At 61.9% G+C, this 23,605-nt stretch carries 25 protein-coding genes; 6 read left to right on the forward strand and 19 right to left on the reverse strand.

The window, feature by feature from the left end:
* The 5 genes from G113_RS01115 to G113_RS01135 form a co-directional block, all read right to left on the reverse strand.
* Nucleotides 1-967, reverse strand: a 967-nt coding sequence (locus G113_RS01115) for a sulfate/molybdate ABC transporter ATP-binding protein (protein ID WP_005891744.1), incomplete at its 3' end; no start/stop codon positions are given.
* Between the two features lie 9 nt (nt 968-976).
* The gene (cysW, locus tag G113_RS01120) at nt 977-1,876 is read right to left on the reverse strand and encodes a sulfate ABC transporter permease subunit CysW (protein ID WP_005891747.1); all 900 of its coding nucleotides are present in this window, start codon (nt 1,874-1,876) and stop codon (nt 977-979) included.
* 100 nt (nt 1,877-1,976) lie between these two features.
* A complete protein-coding gene (gene cysT, locus G113_RS01125; RefSeq protein ID WP_005891749.1) occupies nt 1,977-2,816 on the reverse strand; it encodes a sulfate ABC transporter permease subunit CysT in 840 nt (279 codons plus the stop codon).
* A gap of 284 nt (nt 2,817-3,100) precedes the next feature.
* Entirely contained in the window at nt 3,101-3,637 is a 537-nt protein-coding gene (locus G113_RS01130) for an RBBP9/YdeN family alpha/beta hydrolase (protein ID WP_005891752.1), read from the reverse strand.
* Between the two features lie 55 nt (nt 3,638-3,692).
* Nucleotides 3,693-4,694 (reverse strand): sulfate ABC transporter substrate-binding protein, encoded by a 1,002-nt coding sequence (locus G113_RS01135; RefSeq protein WP_005891755.1) that lies wholly within the window; start codon nt 4,692-4,694, stop codon nt 3,693-3,695.
* A 223-nt stretch (nt 4,695-4,917) separates the two neighbouring features.
* Here G113_RS01135 and G113_RS01140 point away from each other — a divergent pair, with 223 nt between their 5' ends.
* The 3 genes from G113_RS01140 to G113_RS01150 all read left to right on the forward strand — a co-directional run bounded on the left by G113_RS01140 (nt 4,918) and on the right by G113_RS01150 (nt 7,350).
* On the forward strand, nt 4,918-6,168 hold the full coding sequence (locus tag G113_RS01140; protein ID WP_040318801.1) for an MgtC/SapB family protein: 1,251 nt from the start codon (nt 4,918-4,920) through the stop codon (nt 6,166-6,168).
* 149 nt (nt 6,169-6,317) lie between these two features.
* Nucleotides 6,318-6,905 (forward strand): sugar O-acetyltransferase, encoded by a 588-nt coding sequence (locus tag G113_RS01145; protein ID WP_005891761.1) that lies wholly within the window; start codon nt 6,318-6,320, stop codon nt 6,903-6,905.
* Nucleotides 6,906-7,011: 106 nt separating this feature from the next.
* Entirely contained in the window at nt 7,012-7,350 is a 339-nt protein-coding gene (locus tag G113_RS01150) for a DUF1294 domain-containing protein (protein ID WP_005891767.1), read from the forward strand.
* A gap of 172 nt (nt 7,351-7,522) precedes the next feature.
* Here the strand turns inward: G113_RS01150 and ptsG are convergent, their stop codons facing one another.
* The 4 genes from ptsG to G113_RS01170 all read right to left on the reverse strand — a co-directional run bounded on the left by ptsG (nt 7,523) and on the right by G113_RS01170 (nt 12,463).
* Entirely contained in the window at nt 7,523-8,977 is a 1,455-nt protein-coding gene (ptsG, locus tag G113_RS01155; RefSeq protein ID WP_005891770.1) for a glucose-specific PTS transporter subunit IIBC, read from the reverse strand.
* A 109-nt stretch (nt 8,978-9,086) separates the two neighbouring features.
* On the reverse strand, nt 9,087-10,334 hold the full coding sequence (locus G113_RS01160) for an ABC transporter substrate-binding protein (protein WP_005891773.1): 1,248 nt from the start codon (nt 10,332-10,334) through the stop codon (nt 9,087-9,089).
* Nucleotides 10,327-11,769 (reverse strand): sensor histidine kinase, encoded by a 1,443-nt coding sequence (locus G113_RS01165; protein ID WP_005891776.1) that lies wholly within the window; start codon nt 11,767-11,769, stop codon nt 10,327-10,329. Before G113_RS01165 ends, G113_RS01160 begins: the two co-directional genes overlap by 8 nt.
* Nucleotides 11,759-12,463 (reverse strand): response regulator, encoded by a 705-nt coding sequence (locus G113_RS01170; RefSeq protein ID WP_005891778.1) that lies wholly within the window; start codon nt 12,461-12,463, stop codon nt 11,759-11,761. Before G113_RS01170 ends, G113_RS01165 begins: the two co-directional genes overlap by 11 nt.
* A gap of 197 nt (nt 12,464-12,660) precedes the next feature.
* On the opposite strand from G113_RS01170, the gene G113_RS01175 reads away from it, so the two are divergent.
* Nucleotides 12,661-12,873, forward strand: coding sequence for a hypothetical protein (locus G113_RS01175; protein ID WP_005891781.1), 213 nt, complete (start codon nt 12,661-12,663; stop codon nt 12,871-12,873).
* 168 nt (nt 12,874-13,041) lie between these two features.
* Here the strand turns inward: G113_RS01175 and G113_RS01180 are convergent, their stop codons facing one another.
* The 4 genes from G113_RS01180 to G113_RS01195 form a co-directional block, all read right to left on the reverse strand.
* A complete protein-coding gene (locus G113_RS01180; RefSeq protein WP_005891783.1) occupies nt 13,042-13,674 on the reverse strand; it encodes an FMN-binding negative transcriptional regulator in 633 nt (210 codons plus the stop codon).
* A 166-nt stretch (nt 13,675-13,840) separates the two neighbouring features.
* Nucleotides 13,841-14,425, reverse strand: a complete 585-nt coding sequence (locus G113_RS01185; protein WP_236611694.1) for a DUF4865 family protein — start codon at nt 14,423-14,425, stop codon at nt 13,841-13,843.
* 5 nt (nt 14,426-14,430) lie between these two features.
* Nucleotides 14,431-14,823, reverse strand: a complete 393-nt coding sequence (locus tag G113_RS01190; RefSeq protein WP_005891788.1) for a tautomerase family protein — start codon at nt 14,821-14,823, stop codon at nt 14,431-14,433.
* Nucleotides 14,814-15,140, reverse strand: coding sequence for a carboxymuconolactone decarboxylase family protein (locus G113_RS01195; protein WP_005891792.1), 327 nt, complete (start codon nt 15,138-15,140; stop codon nt 14,814-14,816). The genes G113_RS01190 and G113_RS01195 overlap by 10 nt, the downstream gene beginning before the upstream one ends.
* 96 nt (nt 15,141-15,236) lie before the next feature.
* Between G113_RS01195 and G113_RS01200 the strand changes: the two genes are divergently transcribed.
* Nucleotides 15,237-16,130: a LysR substrate-binding domain-containing protein gene (locus G113_RS01200; protein ID WP_005891795.1), complete on the forward strand. Its 894-nt coding sequence runs from the start codon at nt 15,237-15,239 to the stop codon at nt 16,128-16,130.
* 127 nt (nt 16,131-16,257) lie between these two features.
* Here G113_RS01200 and argH read toward each other — a convergent pair whose 3' ends face one another.
* From argH to argC, 6 genes are all read right to left on the reverse strand, one after another.
* A complete protein-coding gene (gene argH / locus G113_RS01205) occupies nt 16,258-17,643 on the reverse strand; it encodes an argininosuccinate lyase (RefSeq protein WP_005891798.1) in 1,386 nt (461 codons plus the stop codon).
* A 101-nt stretch (nt 17,644-17,744) separates the two neighbouring features.
* Nucleotides 17,745-18,065 (reverse strand): hypothetical protein, encoded by a 321-nt coding sequence (locus tag G113_RS01210; RefSeq protein ID WP_005891802.1) that lies wholly within the window; start codon nt 18,063-18,065, stop codon nt 17,745-17,747.
* 62 nt (nt 18,066-18,127) lie between these two features.
* Nucleotides 18,128-19,363 carry an argininosuccinate synthase gene (locus G113_RS01215; RefSeq protein WP_005891804.1) on the reverse strand — a complete coding sequence of 412 codons (1,236 nt, stop codon included), beginning with the start codon at nt 19,361-19,363 and terminating at the stop codon, nt 18,128-18,130.
* 51 nt (nt 19,364-19,414) lie between these two features.
* Nucleotides 19,415-20,326, reverse strand: a complete 912-nt coding sequence (locus G113_RS01220) for an ornithine carbamoyltransferase (RefSeq protein ID WP_005891806.1) — start codon at nt 20,324-20,326, stop codon at nt 19,415-19,417.
* A gap of 21 nt (nt 20,327-20,347) precedes the next feature.
* Nucleotides 20,348-21,127 (reverse strand): acetylglutamate kinase, encoded by a 780-nt coding sequence (gene argB / locus G113_RS01225; RefSeq protein WP_005891808.1) that lies wholly within the window; start codon nt 21,125-21,127, stop codon nt 20,348-20,350.
* Nucleotides 21,128-21,142: 15 nt separating this feature from the next.
* Entirely contained in the window at nt 21,143-22,150 is a 1,008-nt protein-coding gene (gene argC, locus G113_RS01230; RefSeq protein ID WP_005891810.1) for an N-acetyl-gamma-glutamyl-phosphate reductase, read from the reverse strand.
* 289 nt (nt 22,151-22,439) lie between these two features.
* Between argC and argE the strand changes: the two genes are divergently transcribed.
* Entirely contained in the window at nt 22,440-23,585 is a 1,146-nt protein-coding gene (gene argE, locus G113_RS01235; protein ID WP_005891812.1) for an acetylornithine deacetylase, read from the forward strand.
* Nucleotides 23,586-23,605: the final 20 nt, after the last annotated feature.

Genomic DNA, 23,605 nt, shown 5'->3' on the forward strand with positions numbered 1-23,605 from the left:
CTTCAAATAGTGCCCCATTTGTCTCTGCGCTGCCACGCAGTTCGACTCTGATACGCGGCCCCATGGGCAGCAGGCGACTAATGGTGGCCTCCACGCCGCCGTGGGCTTCGAGAGGATGCAGTTCCAGTTCGTGAGGACGCACATAGGCGATGGCCGCGCTCCCTTGGCTCAGATCGGCGCGCCCGCCAGCGAGCAACCGATCACCGACCCCAAAACCCTGGGCCGCCACCCTGCCGTGGAACAGGTTCACGCTGCCAAGGAAGCTGTGCACGAACGCACTGGCTGGCTTGTCATAGACCTCGACCGGCGTTCCTATCTGCTCTACTTTGCCGGCATTCATCAGCACCACCCGATCCGCCACCTCCAGCGCTTCCTCCTGATCGTGAGTGACAAACAGGCTGGTGACATGCAGCTCGTTATGCAGTTCGCGCAGCCAGCGACGCAACTCCTTGCGCACCTGGGCATCGAGGGCACCGAAGGGTTCATCCAGCAGCAGCACCTTGGGTTGCACCGCCAGGGCGCGCGCCAGGGCAACTCGCTGGCGCTGACCACCGGAGAGCTGAGTCGGATGTCTATCCGCCACATGGCTGAGCTGTACCAGATCCAGCAGCTCCCTGACCCGGGCACGGATGACCGGCTCGCCGGGGCGCTCGGCTCTGGGCTTCACCCTCAAGCCGAAGGCCACGTTCTCGAACACCGTCATATGGCGAAACAGGGCGTAGTGCTGAAACACAAAACCCACATTGCGCTCACGCACATGGAGGGAGCCTGCGTCTTCACCCCGGATCAAGATGCGGCCCGTATCCGCCTGTTCCAGCCCGGCGATGATGCGCAGCAAGGTGGTCTTGCCGCAGCCGGAGGGGCCAAGCAGGGCGACCAGTTCACCATCCTTGAAGTCGAGGTTGATGTCGCTGAGCGCCGCGTATTGATTGAAATGCTTGTTCAGCTGTTGCACTTGTATGCTCATGACGACCTCTTACGGCTTGCGATGGGATGATGGGGTCCGGCCACGCAGCCGGTTAAGCAGGGTCTCCCCCACCAGGGTGAAGATGCCAAACAGGGCGAGCAGGCTGGCGACTGCAAAGGCAGCGCCGGTCTGATACTCGTTGTAGAGGATCTCGATATGGAGCGGCAGAGTGTTGGTCTGGCCGCGGATGTGACCCGAAACCACAGAGACGGCACCAAACTCCCCCACGGCCCTGGCGGTACAGAGCAGCACGCCATACATCAGGCTCCAGCGAATGCCCGGCAGGGTGACGCGCCAGAACATCTGCAGACCGCTCGCCCCCAGCATGATGGCGGCTTCCTCCTCTTCCGGGCCACGGGCCTCCATCTGCGGCAGCAGCTCGCGCACCACGAAGGGCACTGTGATGAAGGTGGTCGCCAATATGATGCCAGGGGTGGCGAAGATGACCTTGATGTCGTGCTCACTCAACCAGTCACCAAACCAGCCCCGGCTGCCGAACAGCAGCACCAGCATGAGACCGGCGATCACAGGTGACACCGAGAACGGCAAGTCGATCAGGGTGATGAGCCACTGGCGCCCCGGGAAGCGAAAGCGCGCTATGGCCCAGGCCGCGGCCAGGCCGAACAAAACGTTGAGCGGCACTGAGCAGAGGGTCACCAGGGCGGTGAGGCCAAGGGCACTCAGGGCGTCGGGATCGCTGATGGCTTGCCAGAAGAAGGAGAACCCCGGGCGCAGCGCCTGGATAAAGATGGTGGCCAATGGCAGCAACAGCAGAACGGTGAACCAGCCCAATCCCAGGCTGACCAGCAGCCATTTGACCCAGTGCGGATCCCGGGTGGGGGATTGAGGTTTGTCTGCAACGCCCACCACGCTGGGGCTCGCATCCACGGCGATTACGGATGAATTCATACTCGGCTCCCTCCAATGTGAATCCAGTGCCAGAGCGGCAAGCTTGAACGGGACAACCACAGTGTCGCCCCGGACAGCATCAGCTTTATTGTCAATGGGTTCATGCCCGGTTCCCTCCGATGCGGGCCCAGCTCCAGGCTTGCAGCTGGTTAATCAGCAACAACATGACGAAAGAGATGAGCAGCATGACCAGGGCGATGGCGCTGGCCCCTGCATAGTCGTACTCCTCCAGGTGGCTCATGATCATCAAGGGGGCTATCTCGGAGACCATGGGCAGGTTGCCGGCGATGAAGATCACGGAGCCGTACTCGCCGACCCCGCGGGCAAACGCCAGGGCAAAGCCGGTGATCAGCGCCGGGATCAAGGTCGGCAGCAGCACGCGAGTGAAGGTCTGCCAGCGGTCGGCCCCCAGACTGGCTGCCGCCTCCTCCTGCTCAGCCTCGGTCTCGCGCAGCACGGGTTGCAAAGTACGCACCACGAATGGCAGACCGATAAAGGTAAGGGCTATCACTACCCCAGCCGGGTTGTAGGCGAGGGTGATATCAAGGGGGGCCAGGGCCTGGCCTATCCAGCCGTTGGGGGCGAAGATGGCGCACAGGGCGATGCCGGAGACTGCCGTCGGCATGGCGAAGGGCAGATCGATCAGGGCATCCACCAGACAGCGGCCCGGGAAGCGGTAGCGCACCAGCACCCACGCCAGGATCAGACCAAACAGACTGTTGAGCAGGGCGGCGGCGAAGGCGGCGAAAAAGCTCAACCGAAAGGAGGCGAGTACCCTGGGGGAGCTGATCACCTGCCAGAACTCGGCGGCGCTCATATGGTTGACCGCAAACAGCAACAGTGCGGCGATGGGCAAGAGGACCAGCAAGCCCAGATAGAGCAGGCTGAACCCGAGAGTGGTGCCAAGACCTGGCAGGACCGAGTAAGAACTAAAACGCATAACTAGTCCGTTTGTTATAAGTCGTTTTCGATAGGGTGATTCTGCGCACTCCAAGCCACACAACAAACTGCCAATAACGGCTTTGCTAAGCACTTTTTTGGCTAAGCGGCGCCCGCCCATAAAAAAGACCCGCACTGTCAGATGCGGGTCAGCAAGGAGCTTGCCAAGCACTATCAAAAATCTCCTGTCCAGGGGGCTATCCATGCCCACCGCTTTATCTCTCCTCTACCGAGAACAACGGTCACACCACGCTCAACGCCCTGCAAAAGGGGGGATCCCGGCACTCAAACCGTGTCGGCGACCAACTCGGCCCGGCGATAGAGCTCGCCGAGCAGTTGCAGACCGCTGGCCCACTCCCCATGCCCGGACTGGGCATTGAGGTGACCCACCTCGCCGGCATCAAACAGCGGCAATTGCCACTGTCGTCGCCAATATTCGGCGCGCTCGAAGCTCATCCAGGGATCGCTTCGACTCGCCACCAGCTGGGCGCAGACCCCGAGGGGCCCGGCCAGCAACTCATCTGCGATACCGAAACGACCGGGATCGGCAGGCGCTACCAGAAAGAGTGAGGCGACCTTGTCCGGCTGCAACTTGCTGGCACGGATAGCCGCCAGGGCACCGAAGGAGTGAGCCACCAGATGCGCCTTGCCACGCCGGCTCCTGAGCTTGCTCGCCAGCTTGGCGCTCCACACCGTCAGATCCGGCTTGTCCCAGGGCAACCCCATCATCCTCTGCCAATGGGGAAAGTCGTGATGCCAGCGGCTCTGCCAGTGATCCGGGCCGCTGTTGTGCAGGCCGGGGACCAGTAGGATCTTGTCCATCATGTCGCTCCTCCGTTTGCTCATCCCTTGCCATCAAGGCCGTACCGGCTGGTGTTCAACGGCCCGGCTGGTAAATCTGGTCGAACAAGCCGCCCTGGGCGAAGTGTTTCTGCTGCGCCTGGTCCCAATCCCCGGCCAGCTCCTTGACGGTAAACAGGGCCAATGTGGGGAACTGGGCCGCCGTTTCCTGCTGAGCCTTCGGCTGGCTAGGGCGGTAGTGATACTTGGCGATGATGCGCTGCCCTTCGTCGGAATAGAGGTAATCGAGATATGCCTGGGCCACCGCCGTTGTGTCATGTTTCCTGGCGACCTTGTCAACCACGGCCACCGGCGGTTCGGCCAGGATGGAGACGGAGGGCACGACCAATTCGAACTGGTCGCGGTTACCCGGCTGATCCAGCACCAGCAGCGCCTCGTTCTCCCAGGCAAGCAGCACATCCCCCAGACCCCGCTCGGTAAAGCTGGTGGTAGCACCGCGGGCGCCGGAATCCAGTACCTTGACGTTCTTGAACAGCTCGCCGACAAACTGCTTGGCCCCCTCCTCACTGCCCGTGCTCTTCAGGGCATAGCCCCAGGCGGCGAGGTAGTTCCAGCGCGCCCCACCCGAGGTATTGGGATTCGGGGTCACTATGCCGACATCGGACCGCACCAGATCGTCCCAGTCCTTGATCCGCTTGGGGTTCCCCTTGCGCACCAGGAAGACGATGGTGGAGGTGTAGGGCGCGGCGTTATTGGCGAGCCGACTCTGCCAGTCGGCGGCAATCAATCCCTCCTTGGCAATGGCATTGACGTCATAGGCCAGGGCCAGGGAGACCACGTCGGCCTCCAGCCCCTCGGTCACGGCGCGGGCTTGCTTGCCCGAGCCCCCATGAGATTGACTCACGACGACCTCATCCCCCGTCTTGGCCAGCCACTGCTTGGCGAAGGCGGCGTTGTATTCATGGAACAACTCCCGGGTTGGGTCGTAGGAGACATTGAGCAGCCGGATTTCGGCGGCCTGGGCCTGACTCAGTGTCAGCAAAGAGAAGAGGGCGAAGGCGGTCTTGGTTAACGTCATGGCGATACTCCTTTATCTGGGATAAGTGCAGCATGCCCAAGCTTTGTTATGCCAAGAACCAAGAAATTACGATTTGCTTATCTCATTTCCTCATATCAAATCCGCCCCCTCTCCCCCGGACTCTGTGAGCCAGGGCCCACGGCCAGGCATGAGCTTGTGCCATCCTGAACATGGGGAGATGGCACTCGCTGCCATCAGGGTTGCCGATGAGGAGGAGCTCACCATGTGGATCAATGCCCAGCCGGTCAATGCCGCCCTGGTCTCCCTGGCCATCGGCCTCATCATCGGGCTGGAGCGGGGCTGGCAGGTGCGTCAGCTCGGAGACAACCAGCGTATCGCTGGCATGCGAACCTATGGGCTCATCGGCTTGCTCGGCGGGGTCTGCGCCCTGTTGCTGCCCACCCTGGGCCCCTGGCTGGCGCTGCTCGGCCTGCTGGTGGTGCTGATGGGCTGCGCCCTCTCGGTCTGGCTGGCCCAACGCTGGCAGGGGGAGTTCGGTCTGACCAGCTCGGTGGCCATGGTGCTCACCTATCTGCTGGGACTGATGTCGGTGTTGCTGAGTCCGAGCGAGGCGGTGGCCTGCGCCGTGCTGGCGGCGCTGCTGATGGGGCTCAAGGGCAAGATCCAGCAGGGCATGCTGTTTCTGAGTGAGACGGAGTTTCATGCCACCTTGCGCTTCCTGCTCATCTCCCTGGTGCTGCTGCCCGTGCTGCCCAACCAGGAGATGGGCCCCCTCAATGCCTTCAACCCCTTCAAGATCTGGCTCATGGTGGTGGTGATCGCCGGCATCTCGTTTTCGGGTCACTTCGCGGTGCGTCTGCTCGGCACCCGTTCCGGTCTGGTGCTCACCAGCATGCTAGCCGGGCTCGCCTCCTCCACCGCTCTCACCCTGCAATTTGCCCGGCTCAATCGTGAACAAGCAGGGCTGGAACGACTGCTGGCCAGCGGCATACTGCTGGCCGGGGCCACCATGTGGCTGCGACTGCTGGTACTGGTGCTGCTCATTCACCGGGAACTGGCCCTGCACCTCGCGCCGCCCCTGCTGATCCTGGGGGCTGTCGTCTATGGCTTTGCGTTCTGGTACTGGCGCCAGCGGGAGGCGCCCCCGGATGATCCAGTTCAGCCCGAAACCCGCAATCCCCTCGATCTCGCCACCGCCGTCAAGTTCGGCCTGCTGCTGGCGCTGATTGGCTTTCTCGCCACCTTGCTGCAAAGCGAGGTCGGCCGATCCGGTATCTATCTGCTCGCCCTGGTCTCAGGTATCACGGACGTGGATGCCATCACCCTCTCCCTCGCCCAGCTGGCCAACAAGGAGCTGGCGCTGGAAGTCGCTGCCCGCGCCATACTGCTGGCTGGCCTGGTCAACTCCCTGGTCAAGGGCGTGCTGGCTCTGGTGATAGGTGGGCGCCGCCTGGGCCTCATGGTCTTGCTCGCCTATCTGATCTCTGCCTTGCTGATCCTGCCCCTGCTGTGAGGTGCCCCGCCTCCTCATTCTCCCTCGGCACGCCGGGACGTGGATCCCTGACGTGACCCCACCCCTGGCGTATACTCCCTGCCTTGCAGACTCAAGAGGACTTAGATTATGTGTGGCTGGAGCAAGGCTTTCCCGGGGGAGACAAGAGGATGAGCGACTGGGACAAGGTACTGGCCGGGGGGCCCCTCAATAGCCAGAGCAAGGAGATAGCCGACGATCGCATCCGTGGCCAGGCCCTGCTGGCACGACTCAATGCCACCCCGGCAGGAGAGAGCGACGCGCGCCAGCGCCTCTGTGGCGAGCTGTTTGGCCACTGCCCGCCCTCTTGCTGGATAAGCTCCCCCTTCATCTGTGAGTTTGGCCGCAACATCCATGTGGGTGAGCAGACCTTCTTCAACTTCAACGTCACCATTCTGGACGTCGGCGAGGTGCACATCGGCAAGCATGTCTTGCTGGCGCCGAATGTGCAGATCTATACGGCCACCCACAGCATGGATCATCTGGAGCGGCGCAACTGGACCGCCTACAACAAGCCGGTGCGCATCGGTGATGACTGCTGGATTGGCGGTGGCGCCATCATCTGCCCCGGGGTCACCATAGGCCCTCGCTCCATCATAGGAGCAGGCGCCGTGGTGACCCGCGACATTCCCGCTGACTCGCTGGCGGTGGGCAACCCCGCCAAAGTTATCCGCAAACTCAACCCGGGTGAGCCACGTCATCCGAAGGCCACTCAATGAACCAACCGAGTGACATCCCCCCACCCGGCCTCCTGACCGTGGGCAACCCCGCCAAAGTGATCCGCAAACTCAACCCGGATGAAATCCGGGATCCGGACTTGCTGTCATGATGGGGCTGGCCCTGATCCCGCTTGGCTGGGCCAGCTGGCTTGGCGTGCAGAGCGGCCTCTGGTGGCCCCTTGGCCTGATAGTGCTGATGAGCCTGCTGACCCTGGCCGCCTACGCCTGGGACAAGCGTCAGGCGGTGCGCGGTGGCTGGCGCATTCCCGAGGCCCGCCTGCATATGCTGGAGCTGTGCGGCGGCTGGCCCGGCGCCCTGCTCGCCCGCCACTGGCTGCGTCACAAGACCCAGAAGGGGAGTTACCGGCTCCGATTCTGGGCCATCGTCTGGGGCCAGTTGCTCTTGCTCGGGCTCTGGCTCAGTCGCCCGTTCTGGCAGGTCTGACCCATCACTTGCACCAAAAAGAGAGGGCCCCACCAGCGGTGGGGCCCTCTCTTTGTTGCGGACCTTTCCATGGGGCGGATCACACCGCCAATCACCTCCATCCCGCCCTTGATATGGCCTGAGCGACGAGCAATCACTGGCCCCGGCGTACATCACTTTGATCCTGAGGCGCTTACACCGCCATTGCCGCCGACATCTCGGTCTTGATGTTGTCGGAACGGGTGCCGAAGATGGCCTGCAAGTTGTTGCCTACCACCAGCACGTCGATGGCACCCAGGGCCTTGATGCGGGCAATATCGGCCAGCTTGATGTCGTGCAGAGTGACCCTTAGCCGGGTGATGCAGGCATCCAGGTGCTCTATGTTTGCCGCGCCCCCCATGGCCTCGACCAGATCCAGTGCCAGCTCGTCTTTCTCCTTGGCGTCCACTGCCTGCAAGGCCTCGCTCTCGCGCCCCGGCGTCTTGAGGTTGAACTTCAGGATGAAGAAGCGGAACAGGAAGAAGTAGAGCAGCGCCCAGAGCGGCCCGATGATCAGGAACCACCAGGTGTTGTGGGTCTGGGGCAGATTCAGGTAGAGGAAGAACTGCAGTGCGCCATGGGCAAAGTCGGTGCTGTGCACTATGCCCAGGTAGTTGGTCAGTGCGAAGGCGACCCCGGTCAGCAGGGTGTGAACCACATAGAGCATGGGCGCCACGAACAGGAAGGCGAACTCCACCGGCTCGGTGATTCCGGTCAGCCAGGAGGTGAAGGCCGCCGACAGCATGAGGCCGCCCACCAGCTTGCGTTTCTCGGACTTGGCGCAGCTATAGATGGCCAGGGCCGCGGCAGGCAGGGCCCACATGGAGTACATGTAGCCACCGGCCAGACCACCGGCATTGGGATCCCCCTTGAAGAAGCGCACCAGCTCCCCCGTTACCACTTCCCCGGTCTGCGGGTTGGTCCAGCTGCCCAGCTCGTTGAAGAAGAAGGCGTTCCAGATGTGGTGCAAACCGGTCGGGATCAGGGCGCGCTCGACCAGACCATAGATGCCGAAGGTGATCGATTTGTTCAAGGTGCCCAGGTAGGCGGTGAACTCGAAGATGGCGGAGCCAACCACGGGCCAGATGAAGCCAAGCATGACCCCGAGGAAGATGCCGCTAAAGCCGGTAATGATGGGCACGAAGCGCTTGCCGGCGAAGAAGCCCAGGTATTCGGGCAGCTTCAAGGTGTGGAAGCGGTTGAAGAAGTAGGCCGCCAGGGATCCCATCAAGATGCTGCCGAGGATCCCCATGTTGAGGGTGGGAATGCTCATCACCTCTGTGTTGGTCTCAAGGCCCCGCAACACCACCGTCTTGCCGAGGGCCGCGTTCATGGTGATGAAGCCCACCACGGCGGCCAGGGCGGCCGTGCCGTCATTGTTGCGGGCAAGGCCGATGGCGATGCCGATCAGGAAGAGGATCGGCATGTTGCCGAAGATCCAGTCCCCCGACACCATCAGCACGCTCCAGAAGGACTCCGGCAGGAAGAGGTGCCCCTGGGCACCAAAGTTGCCTATGCCCAGCATCAGGCCGGCGGCGGGCAGGGTCGCCACGGGTAGCATCAGACTGCGGCCGACCCGCTGCGCCTGGGAGAAAAACGATCCGGACATTGCTCAATTCCTTTTTGATGGTTGTCCGGAAGATGTTACCGGGTCGGCGCGGCCCGCGAGTATCAATAGGCTATGGGATTGTAATGAAACGGTTACAAAGCCGACTTATTCACCCCTTGGCGGAGGCCGTGCGTGCCACAGCGCCGAGGCGGCGGATCACCCCTTCCCGATCAAGATCCGGCTGGTTGAAGAAGCGATAGAGCTCGCTCTCGACCGCCTTCTGATAGAGGGGATGCAACGCCATGGAATCCGCCACGCTCGGCATCAGGTTGCCGGCGGCCTCAGCCCTGTCGTAGTCGATGCGCGACAACTGGGCACAGGGATTGAAATCGGCCAGGGAGAGATCCCGGCGCACCGGGATCGAGCCCTTGGCGCGGTTGAAGGCGAGCTGGAAATCCGGGCTGGCCAGCGCCCTGGCAATCCCGAGATGGTCTTTGGGCAGGTTGGCGTTGAACATCACGAAGCTGTCCATGTTGTAGACATAGAGCCCCTGGGTGCCAGGCGCCGGCAGGCACTGGATCTGCTCGGGCACGGCCACACCTCGGGCCAGCAGATCCCCCAGCACCCAGTCCCCCATCAACTGGAAGGCGGCCTTGCCCTCGGCAAGATCGGCGGTGGCCTGATCCCAGCTCTGCTGACTCAGGGTCGGCAACACCAGCTCGCTCAACTCGCGAAACCTGTCGAGGATCTGGCGACTGGTATCACTGCCAAGCGCTGTCGGGTCCAGCTCGACGAAGGCCCGTTGGTAGTACTCCTTGCCCCCCATCCCCAAGGCCAGACTCTCGAACAGCAGGGCCACCTGCCAGGGATCGTTGCCGAGTGCCAGCGGCTTGATGCCCTTGGCCTTGAGGGCCCGCAGCGCATCGAGAAAGCCGGGCCAGTCGGTGGGCGGCGCCATGTCGAGCCGGGCCAGCAGGGCGCGGTTGACCCACATCCAGTTGAGGCGATGGACATTGACCGGTATCCCCATGTAGTGGCCCTTTATCTTGTTTACTTGGGGAGCGACCCCCAGCAGTTGCTGATCCCAGTGCTGTTCGACTGCTACTTCATCCTGGGGCTGGATGAAACCGAGCAGAGTCCAGGAGGCGATGGCCTGCCCCTCAAGCTGGGCCAGGGCGGGGGGATTGCCGGCAATTGCCCTGGCCTGGAGCACCTCCATGGCACTGTTGCCCCCGCCCCCCAGGATGGCGGCGTTCTTGAGATCGATCCCGGCCCCTTGCAGTTGCGCGGTCACCACGTCAAACGCGGCCCGCTCCCCGGGGGAGGTCCACCAGTGCAGCATCTCCACCTGGCTGGCCAGGGCACAATGCAGCGGTAGGGCCGTCAACCAGGTCAGGGCACGCAAGGGATTAATCAAGATTGAGCTCCAGCACCAGGGTCAGACCATGGGGTTGATGATTGTGAAGATGAATGTCGCCGCCGTGGATGCGGGCAATATGACGGGCTATGGTGAGGCCGAGCCCGCTGCCGGGCAGGGCCCGGGTCGAGGCCACCCTGAAGTAGGGATCAAACACCCGCTCCATCAGCGCCGGACTGATGCCCGGCCCCTGATCACTGAATGCGATCCTCACCTTGTCCCCCTGGCGCGCCACCTGCACCGAGAGGCGCTCTCCGTACTTGATGCCGTTGTCTATGATGTTTTGCAGGCAGCGCTTGATGGCCAGAGGCTTGCCGACCAGCATCAGGCTGGGGGGACCCTTCAGCGTCATCCTGGGTTCGTCATGGTTGTAGAGCTCGCCACAGCGGCGCAGCATGCCCATCAGATCCAGCGCCTCTATCTCCTCGTGGATATGGGTCTCCTTCATGCACTGCAAGGCACCCTTCACCATCAGCTCCATCTCGTCCAGATGGGCTGCGAACTTGTCCCGCACCTCGGCATCATCCAGCATCTCGGTACGCAGCTTGAGGCAGGCCAGAGGGGTTTTCAGATCATGGGACATAGCGCTGAACAGCAGATCACGCTCATGCAGGTGGCTGCTGATGCGCCGCTGCATCTTGTTGAAGGCGTGGATGGCGGCGCGGGTCTCGCTGCTCCCCTCCTCCTGCACCTCGGGCACCTCCCGCTTGCTGTCGAGCAAGGTCGCGGCCCGCGCCAGGTTGCGGATGGGCCTTATCTCCTTGCGCACCACCCACCAGGTGGCAATCAGTATGATGAGCGCCGAGCCCAGCATGAAGCCGAGCTGATTCAGGGTGAAGAAGCGGGGATCCAGGCTGTCGTAAGGGGCGGGCAGTGCGGCCGCCAGATAGAACCAGGCGGTGGGCGACACGGCGATCTGTATCACCAGGATCGGCGGATTGAGCTCCCCCAGTGCCAGGCTGTAGTGGGCCCAGTTCAGGGGCAAGTCGTCGATGGGGAGCTCGGTGTTGAACACCCGCAGATCGGCACGATTGGTAAACTCGACCCGGGTGGTCACCTCGCTGCCCAGCTCCTGCTGCAGCACGCGCCGCACCTCGGTCACCATGTGCTCGCGGCGGGACGAACCCGAGATGGGGGTCACCGGCAGCGGGTGATTGTTGAGGGAGACGAAGAAGCGGGTGCCCCCCATGTTGCGCAGCTGCTCCAGCACCAGATGGCGGTAATCCTGGGGCAGCTTGCGAAAGAAGGCGATGGTGGAGGAGGCGCTCAGGGCCATGCTGCGCACCGTGCTGATCAAGCCCTGCTCCTGAGCCTGGTTGCTGTGGCGATACCAGAAATAACCGGCGCACAGCTCGGCGGCCAGGATGACGCACAGCAGGAACAGGCTGGTGCGGCTGGCCAGGGAGCGGGGCCCCCAGCCACGGCTAGGCCTCATAGACGGTCTCGGTCGCCAGCATGTAGCCCTTGTTGCGCACCGTCATGATCAGGGTACGATCCTTGTCATCCAGGGCCTGGCGCAGCCGGGAGACCTGTACGTCTATGCCCCGCTCGAACGGGTCGCTCTCCCTCCCCCAGATCTCCTGGGAGATGAGATCACGGCTGAGCAGCTCATTGGGGTGGCGAATGAAGAGGCCGAGCAGGGTGTAGTCGGCCCCCGACAGCTGACGCGGCGCCTCCCCCGCACGGGAGAGCTGACGGGTCACGCTGTCCAGGGTCCAGGGGCCGAAGCTGATGCGCCGGGCGGTCGCCGCCTGCTGAGTGAGACGGCTGCGCCGCAGCAGCGCCTTGATCCGGGCCAGCAGCTCCCGGGGATTGAAACTCTTGGTGAGGTAGTCATCCGCCCCTATCTCGAGCCCGGCGATGCGATCGGCATCCTCGGTCACGGCGGTCAGCATCATGATGGGTACGTTGGAGAGGCGGCGCAGCTGGGAGCAGAGGGTGAAGCCGTCATCCCCGGGCAGCATCACGTCCAGGATCACCAGATCCGGCATGCCCTGGCGCACCTGCTGCCACATGGCCTCGCCATCACAGGCGGTGCGTACCTCGAAACCGGCGCGGCCCAGATATTCGGTGAGGGTATCGGTCAGCGCCTGGCTGTCATCGACGATGAGAATGACTTTACTGTCCATGGCATTATCAATCTGGCTACGAAGATCGGCCTAACTTACCAGCACTGGCGCGCCAGGGTCGAGGCAATTGGCAGGCTTTTTGTAACCAAACTCTTACAAATCAGCCAAGATGGGATCCCCCGCTGGGCAAGACGGGGCTGGGCTGTCAAAATGGCCGGACTGACCCCGACCGGGGTCCTGCTGCCAGGGAGGCAAACATGAGTCTGTGGACCGCCATCGTCCTTATTGTCCTGATCAGCATGCTGTTCGGCTATCTCGGCAAGCGCGCCCGCTACCAGCTGGGAGATGCCCGCATCACGGATCGCCTCGGCAAGCAGGATCTCCTCATCAGGCAGTTGCAGGAGCGGGTCGCCAACCTGGAGGCCATCGTGCTGGAGCAGGAGAAGCGCCGTCCCTTCGAGGAGCTGTAACACCGAGGTGGCTGCCATGGCGCAAAGCGGGCGGCCTGCAGCAAGCTCGGGCGTGCGCGCAAGATGCCCGCCACTAGGCCAGATAGCAAACGGCCACCCGGGGTTGCCGCGTTAAGGAGAGGATCTCCGTCCTCCTCGCCGCTGGGCGAGGCGCTGAAATCCCCTAGGCTATCGGCCCCGGCTCGGCCCTTCCATGGCCCCGGCCAGGGCGTCGCAGCCCCGCTCGCGCAATGCAGTGATCGCTCCCAGCCTGTCCCCTTCCTCCTTGTTCTGGCTCAGCTTGAACTTGCCGACCAGCCGATCGATCTCGATCTCTATGCCCACCACAGCCGCCACCATGGCCTCCAGATAGTCGCGCGGCGCATCAGCCATCTTCCAGGGAACGGGCTCGGCAGCCTCATGGGTGCGGGTCAGGGTGGCGAGCAGGCGGCGCACGAAGCGGGCATCATCGTGAATACGAATTCGGCCGTGGGCATGGACCACGGCATAGTTCCAGGTGGGCACCTGCTTGTGGTGCGCCTGCTTGCTCGGATACCAGTTGGGGGAGATGTAGCCATCCGCAGCCTTGAAGATCACCAGCACCTCGTCACCATCCTGCACCTCCTGCCAGAGCGGGTTGTTGCGCGCCACATGGGCCCGCAAGACCCCATGCTCCCCCTCCCCGGCATCGAACTCGAACGGCAGATGGTTCGCATCCAGCCCCCGCTCACCACAGGTGATCAGGGCCCCCAGCGGATGGGCCAGGATCAGTTGGTGCAACGCCTCGGGATCGGTAACGGCGAAATGGGGTGGCAGGTACATGCAGGCTCCTTTATCCGGGGGGGTTGTCTGTACGAAACGCGTCGTGATACTCCCATGGGGGAGAGCATCATCTCGAGTTTGCCTGCCGAGCGCCACCGAAGAAAGCCTTGGCCGCCACCGACTTACGTGGCGGCACAGCACAAGAGAAGCCCCGCCGGATGAACTGTCATCGGGGCGCCCCGGGCATAGGGGCGGCCCCCAGGATAACTGCCGGGTGAAGGCCATCCACCTGTTCAGGATGAAGGGCCCCCCTGGCCAGATAGCCAATATGATACACATCGGCCCCTGCCGGTATCGCCTGTGGGAGTGACGCCAAGAGATCCACCTCCAGCCATTGCCAACGGGAAAGATCCCATCCGCTCAGCATGGCCCCGGTGTGCAGCTCGGCCAGGCTGCAATGCGGCGTAATGCGGGTGCGCCGCAAGATGGCCACCCTGGCCTGGTCAAGCGCCTCCATCTGCGGGGCTGACAGCAGATGCCAGGTCTCGATATGGGGCCAGCCAAACTGCTTGGTGAGCGCCGCAAAGCCCTCGCTGGCAAGGAAACTGTGCATCGCCCAGGCGCTTTGCCACACATAGAAGGGGGCATAGCGGTTCTCCCGGCATGGCAGCGCGACCTCGTCATGGCGGCCATAGAGATAGGCCTTGAACAGCAAGCCGGGGAAGCCGTCGAGTTTGGCGCCATTGCTGGCGATCCGCTGCTCGATCAGCGCCATGTCGTAGTCCGCCGGCAGGGTGAATCTGTAGTGCATGGCGATCATAAGCTCACCCCCTGCCGAAACATCAGACCCCGTCCGAAGCTCCACTCCTCACTGCCGTTTTGCTGGATCACCACCATAAGGTTGTCGGGATGGATGCCCAGCTCCGCATGCAGGCGCTCGGCAAGCCGCTCATAGAGCCGCTGCTTGACCACTGTACTGCGCGGCTTTCCCGCCAGGATCTGGAAGAGGATGAAGTCGCCGTCCCGGCGGCCGGTCTGATAATGGGGATGATAAACAAGCGCCTTGGCTGGCAAGGCCTCCAGGATCTGGAATTTGTCCTCCGGCGGTACATCAAACACCTCCACCAGGGTCTCATGATAGAGGTCGGAGAGCTGTTGCAGGCGCGCGTCACTCATCCCCTCGCGCAGAGTGATACGGGTCAGCGGCATGGGTGCGGCTCCTCACGGCTGGGCAGGTAGCTCACGGCGGTGACCGCCGCAGGCAATCCGGCGTAGAAAGCGAGATGGGTGAACAGCTCCTCCAACTGCTCCCGTGTCAGGCCGTTTTGCTGGGCAAACGCTATGTGCCACGGCAGCTGTTGCACCCGGCCCAGCGATGCCAGTATGGCCAGGGTGATCAGGCTGCGTTCGCGCGCAGACAATGCGGGCCGCTGCCAGATATCGCCAAACAGCGTCTCTTCCGCCAGCTGGGACAGTCTCGGCGCTGCCAGCGCCAGGTCGTCACGATCAAGAACAGGATGGGTCATGGCAATCTCCTTGGTTGGTGAAGCCACTCTCTATCACTGCTACAATTTTAAAAATCAAAACGTTTAAGACAAACAATCCCAATTATCAGGACAATCATGCAACCCCTTCCCCTGAACCTGGATCTCGATGCTCTGCGCAGTTATGTCCTTGGGCTGGACTGTGGCAGCTTTGCGCTGGCGGCGCAGCGGCTGTGCCGTTCCACCTCGGCGGTCAGCGCCCAGTTGAAAAAACTCGAACAGCAATGCGGTACCGAACTGGTTATGAAGAGGGGCCGCCACCTGGTCCCGACGGCCAGTGGCGAACGACTGCTGGGATATGCCAAACGGCTGCTTGAGCTCAATGACGAAGCCGTGCTTGTCCTGAAAGGGGAACTGCTGCAAGGGGAGATCAGGCTGGGGGTTCAGGAAGATTTTGGTGAATCCCTACTGCCGGCCGTGCTGGGCCCCCTCTGTCGCCTGCACCCCGCGCTTCGCATGACGACGCGCATCGATCGCAATGCGCAGCTGATGAAAGGGATCAGGGAGGGAACCCTCGACATGGCCCTGGCCTGGCAGCACCCGGAAGAGAGGATGGACGCCCATCTCATCGATTTGGTGTCACTCCAGTGGATTGCTCACCCGAACTGGGATCCGGCGCCCCTGCTGGCACGCGGAGAGCCCTTGCCCCTGGTGCTCTTTGATGCCCCCTGCCTGATGCGATCACGGGCCATCAAGGCTCTGGACGACGCAGGTATCCCGTGGCGCATCGCCTTCACCAGCCAGAGCTTGGGCGGGATCTGGGCGGCCTTGCAGGCAGGGCTCGGGATCACTGTGCGCTCTGCCATCGGTATGCCGGCCTCTCTCTCCCCCTTGGCCAATGTGCTGCCGTCGCCGGGCACGCTGGGGGTCGTACTGCTGGGAGCAGGCAATGGATCCGGTGAGGCCGGACGCCAGTTGCAAAGCCTGCTCACCCAGGCAGTACAGCAGGCCCATGCCACACACCAGGACTGAGGATGCAGCCTCATTTTCCTGGCATCTCCGCAGGCCATCTCCCTCCCCTTCATCATCAGGCAAACAAAAAACGGCAACCCCTGGGGTTGCCGTTTTGCTTTCTTATTCGAATGACAAGCCGGTGGGGTTAACCCGCTCGCTTGGCCAGCCACTGTTCGGCGGCGGTGAGGGCCGCATCTACCAGCTCGCGGGCAACGCCGCCCTTGGCGACCCGCTTGGCCAGGGTCGCTTCCAGCTCCAGGTTGGGATAGACATCCTCGCCAATGACGGGGCTGAAGCGCTGGAACTCAGGCAAAGAGAGTTCTTCCAGCGGTTTCTTCAACTTGATGGCCTGCACCACCACTTCACCGACGATATGGTGCGCCTCGCGGAAGGGGATACCCTTGGCGACCAGATAGTCCGCCAGCTCGGTGGCGTTGGCGTAGCCGCCCTGGGCGGCCGCCTTGGTGCGCTCGCCGTTCACTTTCAGATCGATCAGGACCAGGGCCGCCATGTCGAGGCAGTCATGCCAGGTGTCCAGGGCATCGAACAGCCCTTCCTTGTCTTCCTGCATGTCCTTGTTGTAGGCCAGCGGCAACGCCTTGAGGCTCATCAGCATGGCCATCTGGGCGCCGACTACCCGCCCTGTCTTGCCACGAATGAGCTCCAGCGCATCCGGGTTCTTCTTCTGGGGCATCAGGGAGGAACCCGAGGTGACCGCATCGGAGAGCTCGACGAAGCCCGCTTCGCCGGTGTTGTAGAAGATGAGGTCTTCGGCAAAGCGTGACAGGTGCGCCATGGAGAGGGACGCCACGTGCATCAGCTCCACCACGTGGTCCCTGTCCGACACCGAATCCAGGCTGTTGCGGGTCGCGCCGCTAAAACCCATGTCCAGTGCCAGCGCCTCGCGGTCGATGGCATAAGCGGTACCCGCCAGGGCGCCACAGCCAAGGGGGCTGGTGTCGAGCCGCTTGAGCGCATCCTGCAGGCGGGAATAGTCGCGATCCAGCATCTCCACATAGGCCAGCGCCCAGTGGGCGAAGGTGACCGGCTGGGCACGCTGCAAGTGGGTGTAGCCCGGCAGCACGGCAGCCTGATTGACACGGGCCGAAGCGACCAGCCCGGCTTGCAGAGCAGTGATGGAGGCGGCAAGCAGCTCCCCTTGCGCCTTGCACCAGAGTTTGAGATCGGTGGCGACCTGATCGTTGCGCGAGCGGCCAGTATGCAGCTTCTTGCCAAGATCGCCGACGGCGGCGATGAGCTGACTTTCGACCCAGGAGTGAATGTCCTCGGCATCGGAACTGAGGATCTGCTGGGGATCCCGCTGCACAGAGGCGAGCAGCACTTCCATCGCCTGTTGCAGTTTTCCTTGCTCGTCGGCGGTCAAGACACCGACCGTGACCAGAGCGCGGGCCCAGGCCATGGAGCCTTGAATGTCTTGCTCTGCCAGACGGTAGTCAAAGCGCAAGGAGTCATTGAATTGCTTGAACCGACTATCGGCTCCCTGACTGAAGCGTCCACCCCAAAGTGCCATACTGCTCTCCTTGAATGCGAAAAGCTCTTCTACCAGAAGAGCTCAAAATTCTTCCAATCAACATTGGTAACTAAGAAAACCATGTTCCGTAATCAACCATCCTAACCACTGCATTTGGCAGCTTCCAATGCTCGCAGCTGTGTCAGGCGATCACTCGCCTTTTGTCTTGCCTCAGTCTTAGCAATTCCATTGCCAATACCGAAATCGCCTAATGCACCAAGGACTGTCTTACCATCAAACTCACCAGTACGTTCAATCTCTGCCTGAATGCTACGAGTTTTGGCAATTTCCACGTTGATCGCCTGACAGTCAAATACAGCTGACTCTTCGGCACTAACCAAGGGGGCTTGAGGGTACTGCTTGGTTGCACATGCAGCGAGTAAAAACGTTGAGAATACAGCCATCCATAGCTTCATATTCATATCATTTCATCCTTGGTTTATTCAGCCAATCAGGATTATTCCTGATTGGCTGAGACACAGTATCAACCGTGGGTATGGTCACCGCCGACCGCCAGGTTCTGTTCTTTCAAGGCACGAATGCGGCTAGCCAGGGTGTAGAGACGGATGAAGCCTTCGGCATGGCTTTGGTCGTACACCTCGTCGGCGCCGAAGGTGGCGAAATCTTCGGAGTAGAGGCTGTTGGCGGAACGCTTCTGGGTCGCGTTCACCTGGCCCTTGTACATCTTCAGCACCACTTCGCCGTCCAAATCCTCGGCGATGGCGTTGGCGGAAGCCAGCACCGCCTTGCACAGCGGAGTGAACCAACGGCCGTCATAGACCAAGTGGGAGAACTCGGCGCCGAGCTTCTCACGCCAGGAGCGGGTTGGTTTGTCCAGCACCAGCTCTTCGATGGCGCGCAGGGCCGCCATCATGACGGTGCCGCCCGGCGTCTCGTAGCAACCACGGGACTTCATGCCCACCAGACGGTTCTCTGTGATGTCGATACGACCGACGCCATGTTTGCCGGCGCGCTCGTTCAAGGTCACCAGCACCTGATAGGGGCTCAGGGCCTGGTCGTCCACGGCCACGATCTCGCCCTGCTTGACGGTCAGCTTGACGTATTCCGGCTCGTTCGGTGCCTGCTCCGGGGAGACGGTCCACTGCCAGACGGCGTCGGACGGCTCGTTCCAGGTGCTCTCCAGCTCGCCACCCTCGGTGGAGATGTGCCAGGCGTTGGCATCGCGACTGTAAAGCTTCTTCAGGGTCGCCTTGCAGGGGATGTTGCGCGCTTCCAGATAGGCAAGCAGCTCTTCACGGGAACGCATGTCCCAGATGCGCCAGGGGGCGATCACTTTGAGCTGGGGAGCCAGCGCGGCCACGGCCCCTTCGAAACGAACCTGATCGTTGCCCTTGCCGGTGCAACCGTGGGCGATGGCGTCGGCCCCTTCGGCCTTGGCCACTTCCACCATGGCCTTGGCAATCACCGGACGGGCCATGGAGGTACCCAGCAGGTAAGTGCCTTCGTAGATGGCGCCTGTCTTCAGGGTCGGGTAGACGTACTCTTTGACGAACTCTTCCTTCAGGTCATAGACGATGCACTTGGTAGCACCTGAGGCCAGGGCCTTCTCTTCCACCCCTTCCAGGTCATCTTCACCCTGACCGACATCGGCCACGAAGGCGATGATCTCGGCGTTGTAGTGCTCTTTGAGCCAAGGAATGATGGCCGAGGTATCCAGTCCGCCCGAGTAAGTCAGTACTATCTTGTTGATTCCACTCATTTACTTCTCTCCATGATCAATCTTGAAAACATTAAAAACAGGGTCGGTCGCTCAGCTGTGGCCCATCAGGGTCAGCAAGATGGCGTTCTGGATATGCATCCGGTTTTCTGCCTCGTCCAGGATGAGGGAGGCGGGGCCATCCATCACTTCCGAGGTGATCTCCAGCTCCCGATGGGCCGGTTGGCAGTGCAGCACATGCTGGATACCGGTCCGGTCGAGCAGGGCCTGGTTGATCTGATAAGGCATGAAGATCTCTTTTACCTGCTCCATTGGGGTGTTGTCACCCATGGAGACCCAGGTATCGGTGTAGACAACATCGAAGCCCTCGATGTCGGCTACGTCGTCACTGATATGAATGGCCGCCCCGGACAGGGCCGCCAGCGCCTCTGCCTGCTTGAATATCTGGGTGTCCGGGCCATGGCCTTTCGGACAGATCAGGGTCACGTCCGTGCCGAGCGTCGCCCCCAGGAGCAGCAGGGAGTGACTGACGTTGTTGCCATCCCCCAGGTAGGCAAGCTTGACCTTGGACAGGTCGTCATAGTGTTCGGCGATGGTCATGAAATCGGCCAGCCCCTGACAGGGGTGGTAGAGGTTGCACAGGCTGTTGACCACGGGCACGGTCGCGTACTTTTGCAGGTCGACCAGGGTCTGGTGATCGAATACCCGGGCAACGATGGCATCACACCAACGGGACAGATTGGCAGCGAAATCCTGCACGGATTCGCGCTTGCCAAGCGCACCGTTTTGCTGATCCAGGTAGACGCTATGGCCACCCAGCTTGGCGATGCCGATGTCGAAGGTGACCCGGGTGCGCAGGGAGGGCTTCTCGAACAGGGTGACCACCGCCTTGCCCGCCAGGGCCTGGCCGTACTTTTTCGGATTTGCCTTGACCTGCTTGCCCAGAGCAATCAGGGCCAGGATCTGGGCCTTGTCGAGGTCGCTGTCTTTGAGCAGATGTTGCATCGAATCGTCCTTTTATCGCGCTTAGAGGGTTACCTGGGTGCCGATGGCGGCGCCGCCAAGCAGCTTGAGCAGCTGATCCGGGTAGCGCCAGCTGGCGACACAAACCGGCTGGCCCAGGGTTTCTGCTGCGTGCAGCGCGGCCTTCACCTTGACGGCCATGCCATCGGTGATGACACCCTTCTCCATCAGATCTTGAGCGGTGGCCTTGTCCAGCTGGGGAAGCAGTTTGCCCTTGCCATCCAGGATGCCGCTCACGTCCGACAGCATCACCAGATCCGCATCCAGTGTTTCTGCGATGGCGGTGGCGGCCTGATCCGCATTGACGTTCATCAGCTGGCCGTCCGCCGTGATGCCGATGGAGCTGATGACCGGCAGGAACTGCTGGGAGAGAATACCGTGCACCAGCGCCGGGTTGCCCGGTGAACAGTCACCGACCGCGCCGAGCTCAGGATCCAGCTGCACGACTTGGCACAGACCGCCATCAGCCAGGCAGAGCCCCACCGCCGGGATGCCGCAGGCGATGGCCTTGGCCATCATCTGCTTGTTGGCCGTACCGGCCAGCGCACCCGCGACAAAGGGGATCTGGTCGAATGGGGTCACCCGCAGGCCATGCTTCTTGGTGGAGGTGAGCCCCAGTCCCTTGAGCAGATCATCGACCAGGCAGCCACCGCCATGTACCAGCACCAGAGGTCTGTGCTGCTCGTCCAGGAAGGTCTTCAAGGTCGCGAACAGGGCGGTCAGGGCCTCATCGCTCTCGATCAGGGCACCACCCAACTTGATTACCAATGTCTGTTTGTTCATCTTCTCGATCCTTCCTTAAATCAGGCCGGTGGCCGGTTCAAAACCAAACTTGATGTTCACGCACTGAATAGCCTGAGAGGCCGCACCTTTGAGCAGGTTGTCGATGGCAGAGACCACCACCAGCATGTTGCCCTGCTGCTGCCAGGCCAGATCGCAATAAGGAGTGCTCGCCACACCACGGATGGAGGGCATCTGACCGGTGAGGCGCACCAGGGGCTTGCCTTCGTAGGCGGCGAGATAGGTTCTATCCACCTGCTCCGGGGTCACCCCCTCGGCCAGTTGCACATAGATGGTGGCCAGAATGCCACGCACATAGTTGCCAAGGTGTGGCTGGAACAGCACGCCCTTGCCGAGGTGATGGCTGATCTCCGGCTGATGTCTGTGAGTGAAGGTGCCATAAGGGCTCAGGCTCACTTCGCAGAAGCTGGTGTTGACCGATGCCTTGCGGCCGGCGCCAGAGACACCGGAGACCGCGTTTATGATGGGCTGCCAGTCCGCCTTGATGAGACCCGCCTGTTGCAGCGGCTTGAGGGCGCACAGGGAGGCGGTCGGGTAGCAGCCGGGCACGGCGATGAGCTGGGCGGCCGCAATGGCCTCGCTGTTCCACTCGGCCAGGCCGTAGGCAGCCTGTGCCAGCCACTGTTCATTGGCGTGGGTGAAGCCGTAGTAGTCCTGATAGAACTGTTGATCCTGCACCCGGAAGGCACCGGAGAGATCGAACACCGGCAGTCCCTTGGCCAGGAACTTGGGCGCCAGATCGGCACTCACCTCGTGGGCGGTGGCCAGCAGCACCAGATCGGCCTGGGTCAGGATCCGGGTCATGCCATCCTCATCCAGGGGCAGCAGCGGCTGATCCAGCTCGCCGACCCACTGGGGATGAAGAGAGGAGAAACGCTTGTGGGCGTCCTGGCTGCCAGCGGAGACATAGAGGCCGAACAGCTTGAGTTGGGGGTGGTTCTGCACCAGGGCGGCCAGCTCTGCTCCCGCGTAGCCACTGGCACCGACGATAACGGTGTTAAGCATTGATCAATTCCAAAATCTGAGGAGTGGGTTCACAGCATGATGCTGCATAAGGATTAAGAGGCCGTGAATCGCCTCTCCATTCTTGCGTAGCAAGTGTGCAACGAGCGGGTCAGCTCATGCGGAGGCAATTCAGGCGGGGTTGCGTCGTCGGTGATAGATCAGGTGACAGAACATTGACTTTCCCTTACAACTAGAGCCTTATCGATGAGCGCAAGAACAGAATATTCATTCACTCAGTTTGCATTTGTATTTTCTAACAGAAACCTTCCGAGGGTGCAAGGAGGAGCTAGTGGCCAATCAGGATTTTTTTTCACTTTATAAGAATATTATTGCAATACCCTCTATCAGCAGCACGGACCCCAAGTGGGATCAGAGCAATCAAGGGGTGATCAGGCTGCTGGCCGATTGGTTCGGCCAACTCGGTTTTCAGTGTGACGTGACCGCGTTGCCGGACTTGCCCGGCAAGTACAATCTGGTCGCCACCTATGGCCAGGGTGAGGGGGGGCTGCTGCTGGCAGGTCACACCGATACGGTGCCGTTCGACCAGGGCGCCTGGCGCAAGGATCCCTTCAAGGTGACAGAAGAGGGCAACCGCCTCTATGGCCTTGGTACCATCGACATGAAGGGCTTCTTCGCCTTTATCGTCGAGGCGCTCAAAGGCATCGATCTCAAGACCCTCAACAAGCCCCTGCGCATTCTGGCCACCGCCGATGAGGAGACCACCATGGCGGGGGCTCGCGCCATCGCCGCGGCCGCCGAGCTAAAACCCGACTATGCGGTGATAGGCGAACCCACGGGGCTGGTGCCCGTGGTAGCCCACAAGGGCCACATGTCCGAAGCCATTCGCATCACGGGTCGCAGCGGTCACAGCTCGGATCCCGCCAACGGCATCAACGCCCTGGAGATCATGCATCAGGCCATGGGGCAGGTATTGGCGCTGCAACGCAGCCTCAAGGATAAGTATGCAGATCACCGCTTCGCGGTGCCGCAACCTACCCTGAATCTGGGTTACATCCAGGGGGGCGATAGCCCGAATCGCATCTGCGGTTGCTGCGAGTTGCACATCGACATGCGCCCCACTCCCCAGGTCGGTCCGGATGAGTTGCTGGGCTTGCTCAAGGAGGCGCTCTCCCCCATAGAAATCCACCAACCCGGCTGCCTGCACCTGCAACACCTGCACGAGCCCATCCCCGCCTACGCCTGTGATGACAGCTCCCTGCTGGTGCGTGAAGCCGAACAGGCGAGTGGCAAGCGCGCCGAATCGGTCAACTACTGCACCGAGGCCCCCTTCATCCAGCAGCTCGGCTGCCAGACCATCGTAATGGGTCCTGGCCACATCGCCCAGGCACACCAGCCGGACGAATACCTGGATCTCTCTTTCGTCGAACCGACCAAGGCAGTGCTGCAACATCTGATCCGCCGCTTCTGCGTCTAGCAGATCCGATCGATGGGCCC

This window comes from Aeromonas molluscorum 848 (assembly GCF_000388115.1).
GTDB classification, from domain to species: Bacteria; Pseudomonadota; Gammaproteobacteria; order Enterobacterales; family Aeromonadaceae; genus Aeromonas; species Aeromonas molluscorum.

Bases quoted from the DNA above. Each gene is read 5' to 3' on its own strand.
- cysW (WP_005891747.1), bottom strand. From the start codon at position 1,876: ATGAATTCATCCGTAATCGCCGTGGATGCGAGCCCCAGCGTGGTGGGC.
- cysT (WP_005891749.1), bottom strand. From the start codon at position 2,816: ATGCGTTTTAGTTCTTACTCGGTCCTGCCAGGTCTTGGCACCACTCTC.
- G113_RS01130 (WP_005891752.1), bottom strand. From the start codon at position 3,637: ATGGACAAGATCCTACTGGTCCCCGGCCTGCACAACAGCGGCCCGGAT.
- G113_RS01135 (WP_005891755.1), bottom strand. From the start codon at position 4,694: ATGACGTTAACCAAGACCGCCTTCGCCCTCTTCTCTTTGCTGACACTG.
- G113_RS01140 (WP_040318801.1), top strand. From the start codon at position 4,918: ATGTGGATCAATGCCCAGCCGGTCAATGCCGCCCTGGTCTCCCTGGCC.
- G113_RS01145 (WP_005891761.1), top strand. From the start codon at position 6,318: ATGAGCGACTGGGACAAGGTACTGGCCGGGGGGCCCCTCAATAGCCAG.
- G113_RS01150 (WP_005891767.1), top strand. From the start codon at position 7,012: ATGATGGGGCTGGCCCTGATCCCGCTTGGCTGGGCCAGCTGGCTTGGC.
- ptsG (WP_005891770.1), bottom strand. From the start codon at position 8,977: ATGTCCGGATCGTTTTTCTCCCAGGCGCAGCGGGTCGGCCGCAGTCTG.
- G113_RS01165 (WP_005891776.1), bottom strand. From the start codon at position 11,769: ATGAGGCCTAGCCGTGGCTGGGGGCCCCGCTCCCTGGCCAGCCGCACC.
- G113_RS01170 (WP_005891778.1), bottom strand. From the start codon at position 12,463: ATGGACAGTAAAGTCATTCTCATCGTCGATGACAGCCAGGCGCTGACC.
- G113_RS01175 (WP_005891781.1), top strand. From the start codon at position 12,661: ATGAGTCTGTGGACCGCCATCGTCCTTATTGTCCTGATCAGCATGCTG.
- G113_RS01180 (WP_005891783.1), bottom strand. From the start codon at position 13,674: ATGTACCTGCCACCCCATTTCGCCGTTACCGATCCCGAGGCGTTGCAC.
- G113_RS01185 (WP_236611694.1), bottom strand. From the start codon at position 14,425: ATGCACTACAGATTCACCCTGCCGGCGGACTACGACATGGCGCTGATC.
- G113_RS01190 (WP_005891788.1), bottom strand. From the start codon at position 14,823: ATGCCGCTGACCCGTATCACTCTGCGCGAGGGGATGAGTGACGCGCGC.
- G113_RS01195 (WP_005891792.1), bottom strand. From the start codon at position 15,140: ATGACCCATCCTGTTCTTGATCGTGACGACCTGGCGCTGGCAGCGCCG.
- G113_RS01200 (WP_005891795.1), top strand. From the start codon at position 15,237: ATGCAACCCCTTCCCCTGAACCTGGATCTCGATGCTCTGCGCAGTTAT.
- argH (WP_005891798.1), bottom strand. From the start codon at position 17,643: ATGGCACTTTGGGGTGGACGCTTCAGTCAGGGAGCCGATAGTCGGTTC.
- G113_RS01210 (WP_005891802.1), bottom strand. From the start codon at position 18,065: ATGAATATGAAGCTATGGATGGCTGTATTCTCAACGTTTTTACTCGCT.
- G113_RS01215 (WP_005891804.1), bottom strand. From the start codon at position 19,363: ATGAGTGGAATCAACAAGATAGTACTGACTTACTCGGGCGGACTGGAT.
- G113_RS01220 (WP_005891806.1), bottom strand. From the start codon at position 20,326: ATGCAACATCTGCTCAAAGACAGCGACCTCGACAAGGCCCAGATCCTG.
- argB (WP_005891808.1), bottom strand. From the start codon at position 21,127: ATGAACAAACAGACATTGGTAATCAAGTTGGGTGGTGCCCTGATCGAG.
- argC (WP_005891810.1), bottom strand. From the start codon at position 22,150: ATGCTTAACACCGTTATCGTCGGTGCCAGTGGCTACGCGGGAGCAGAG.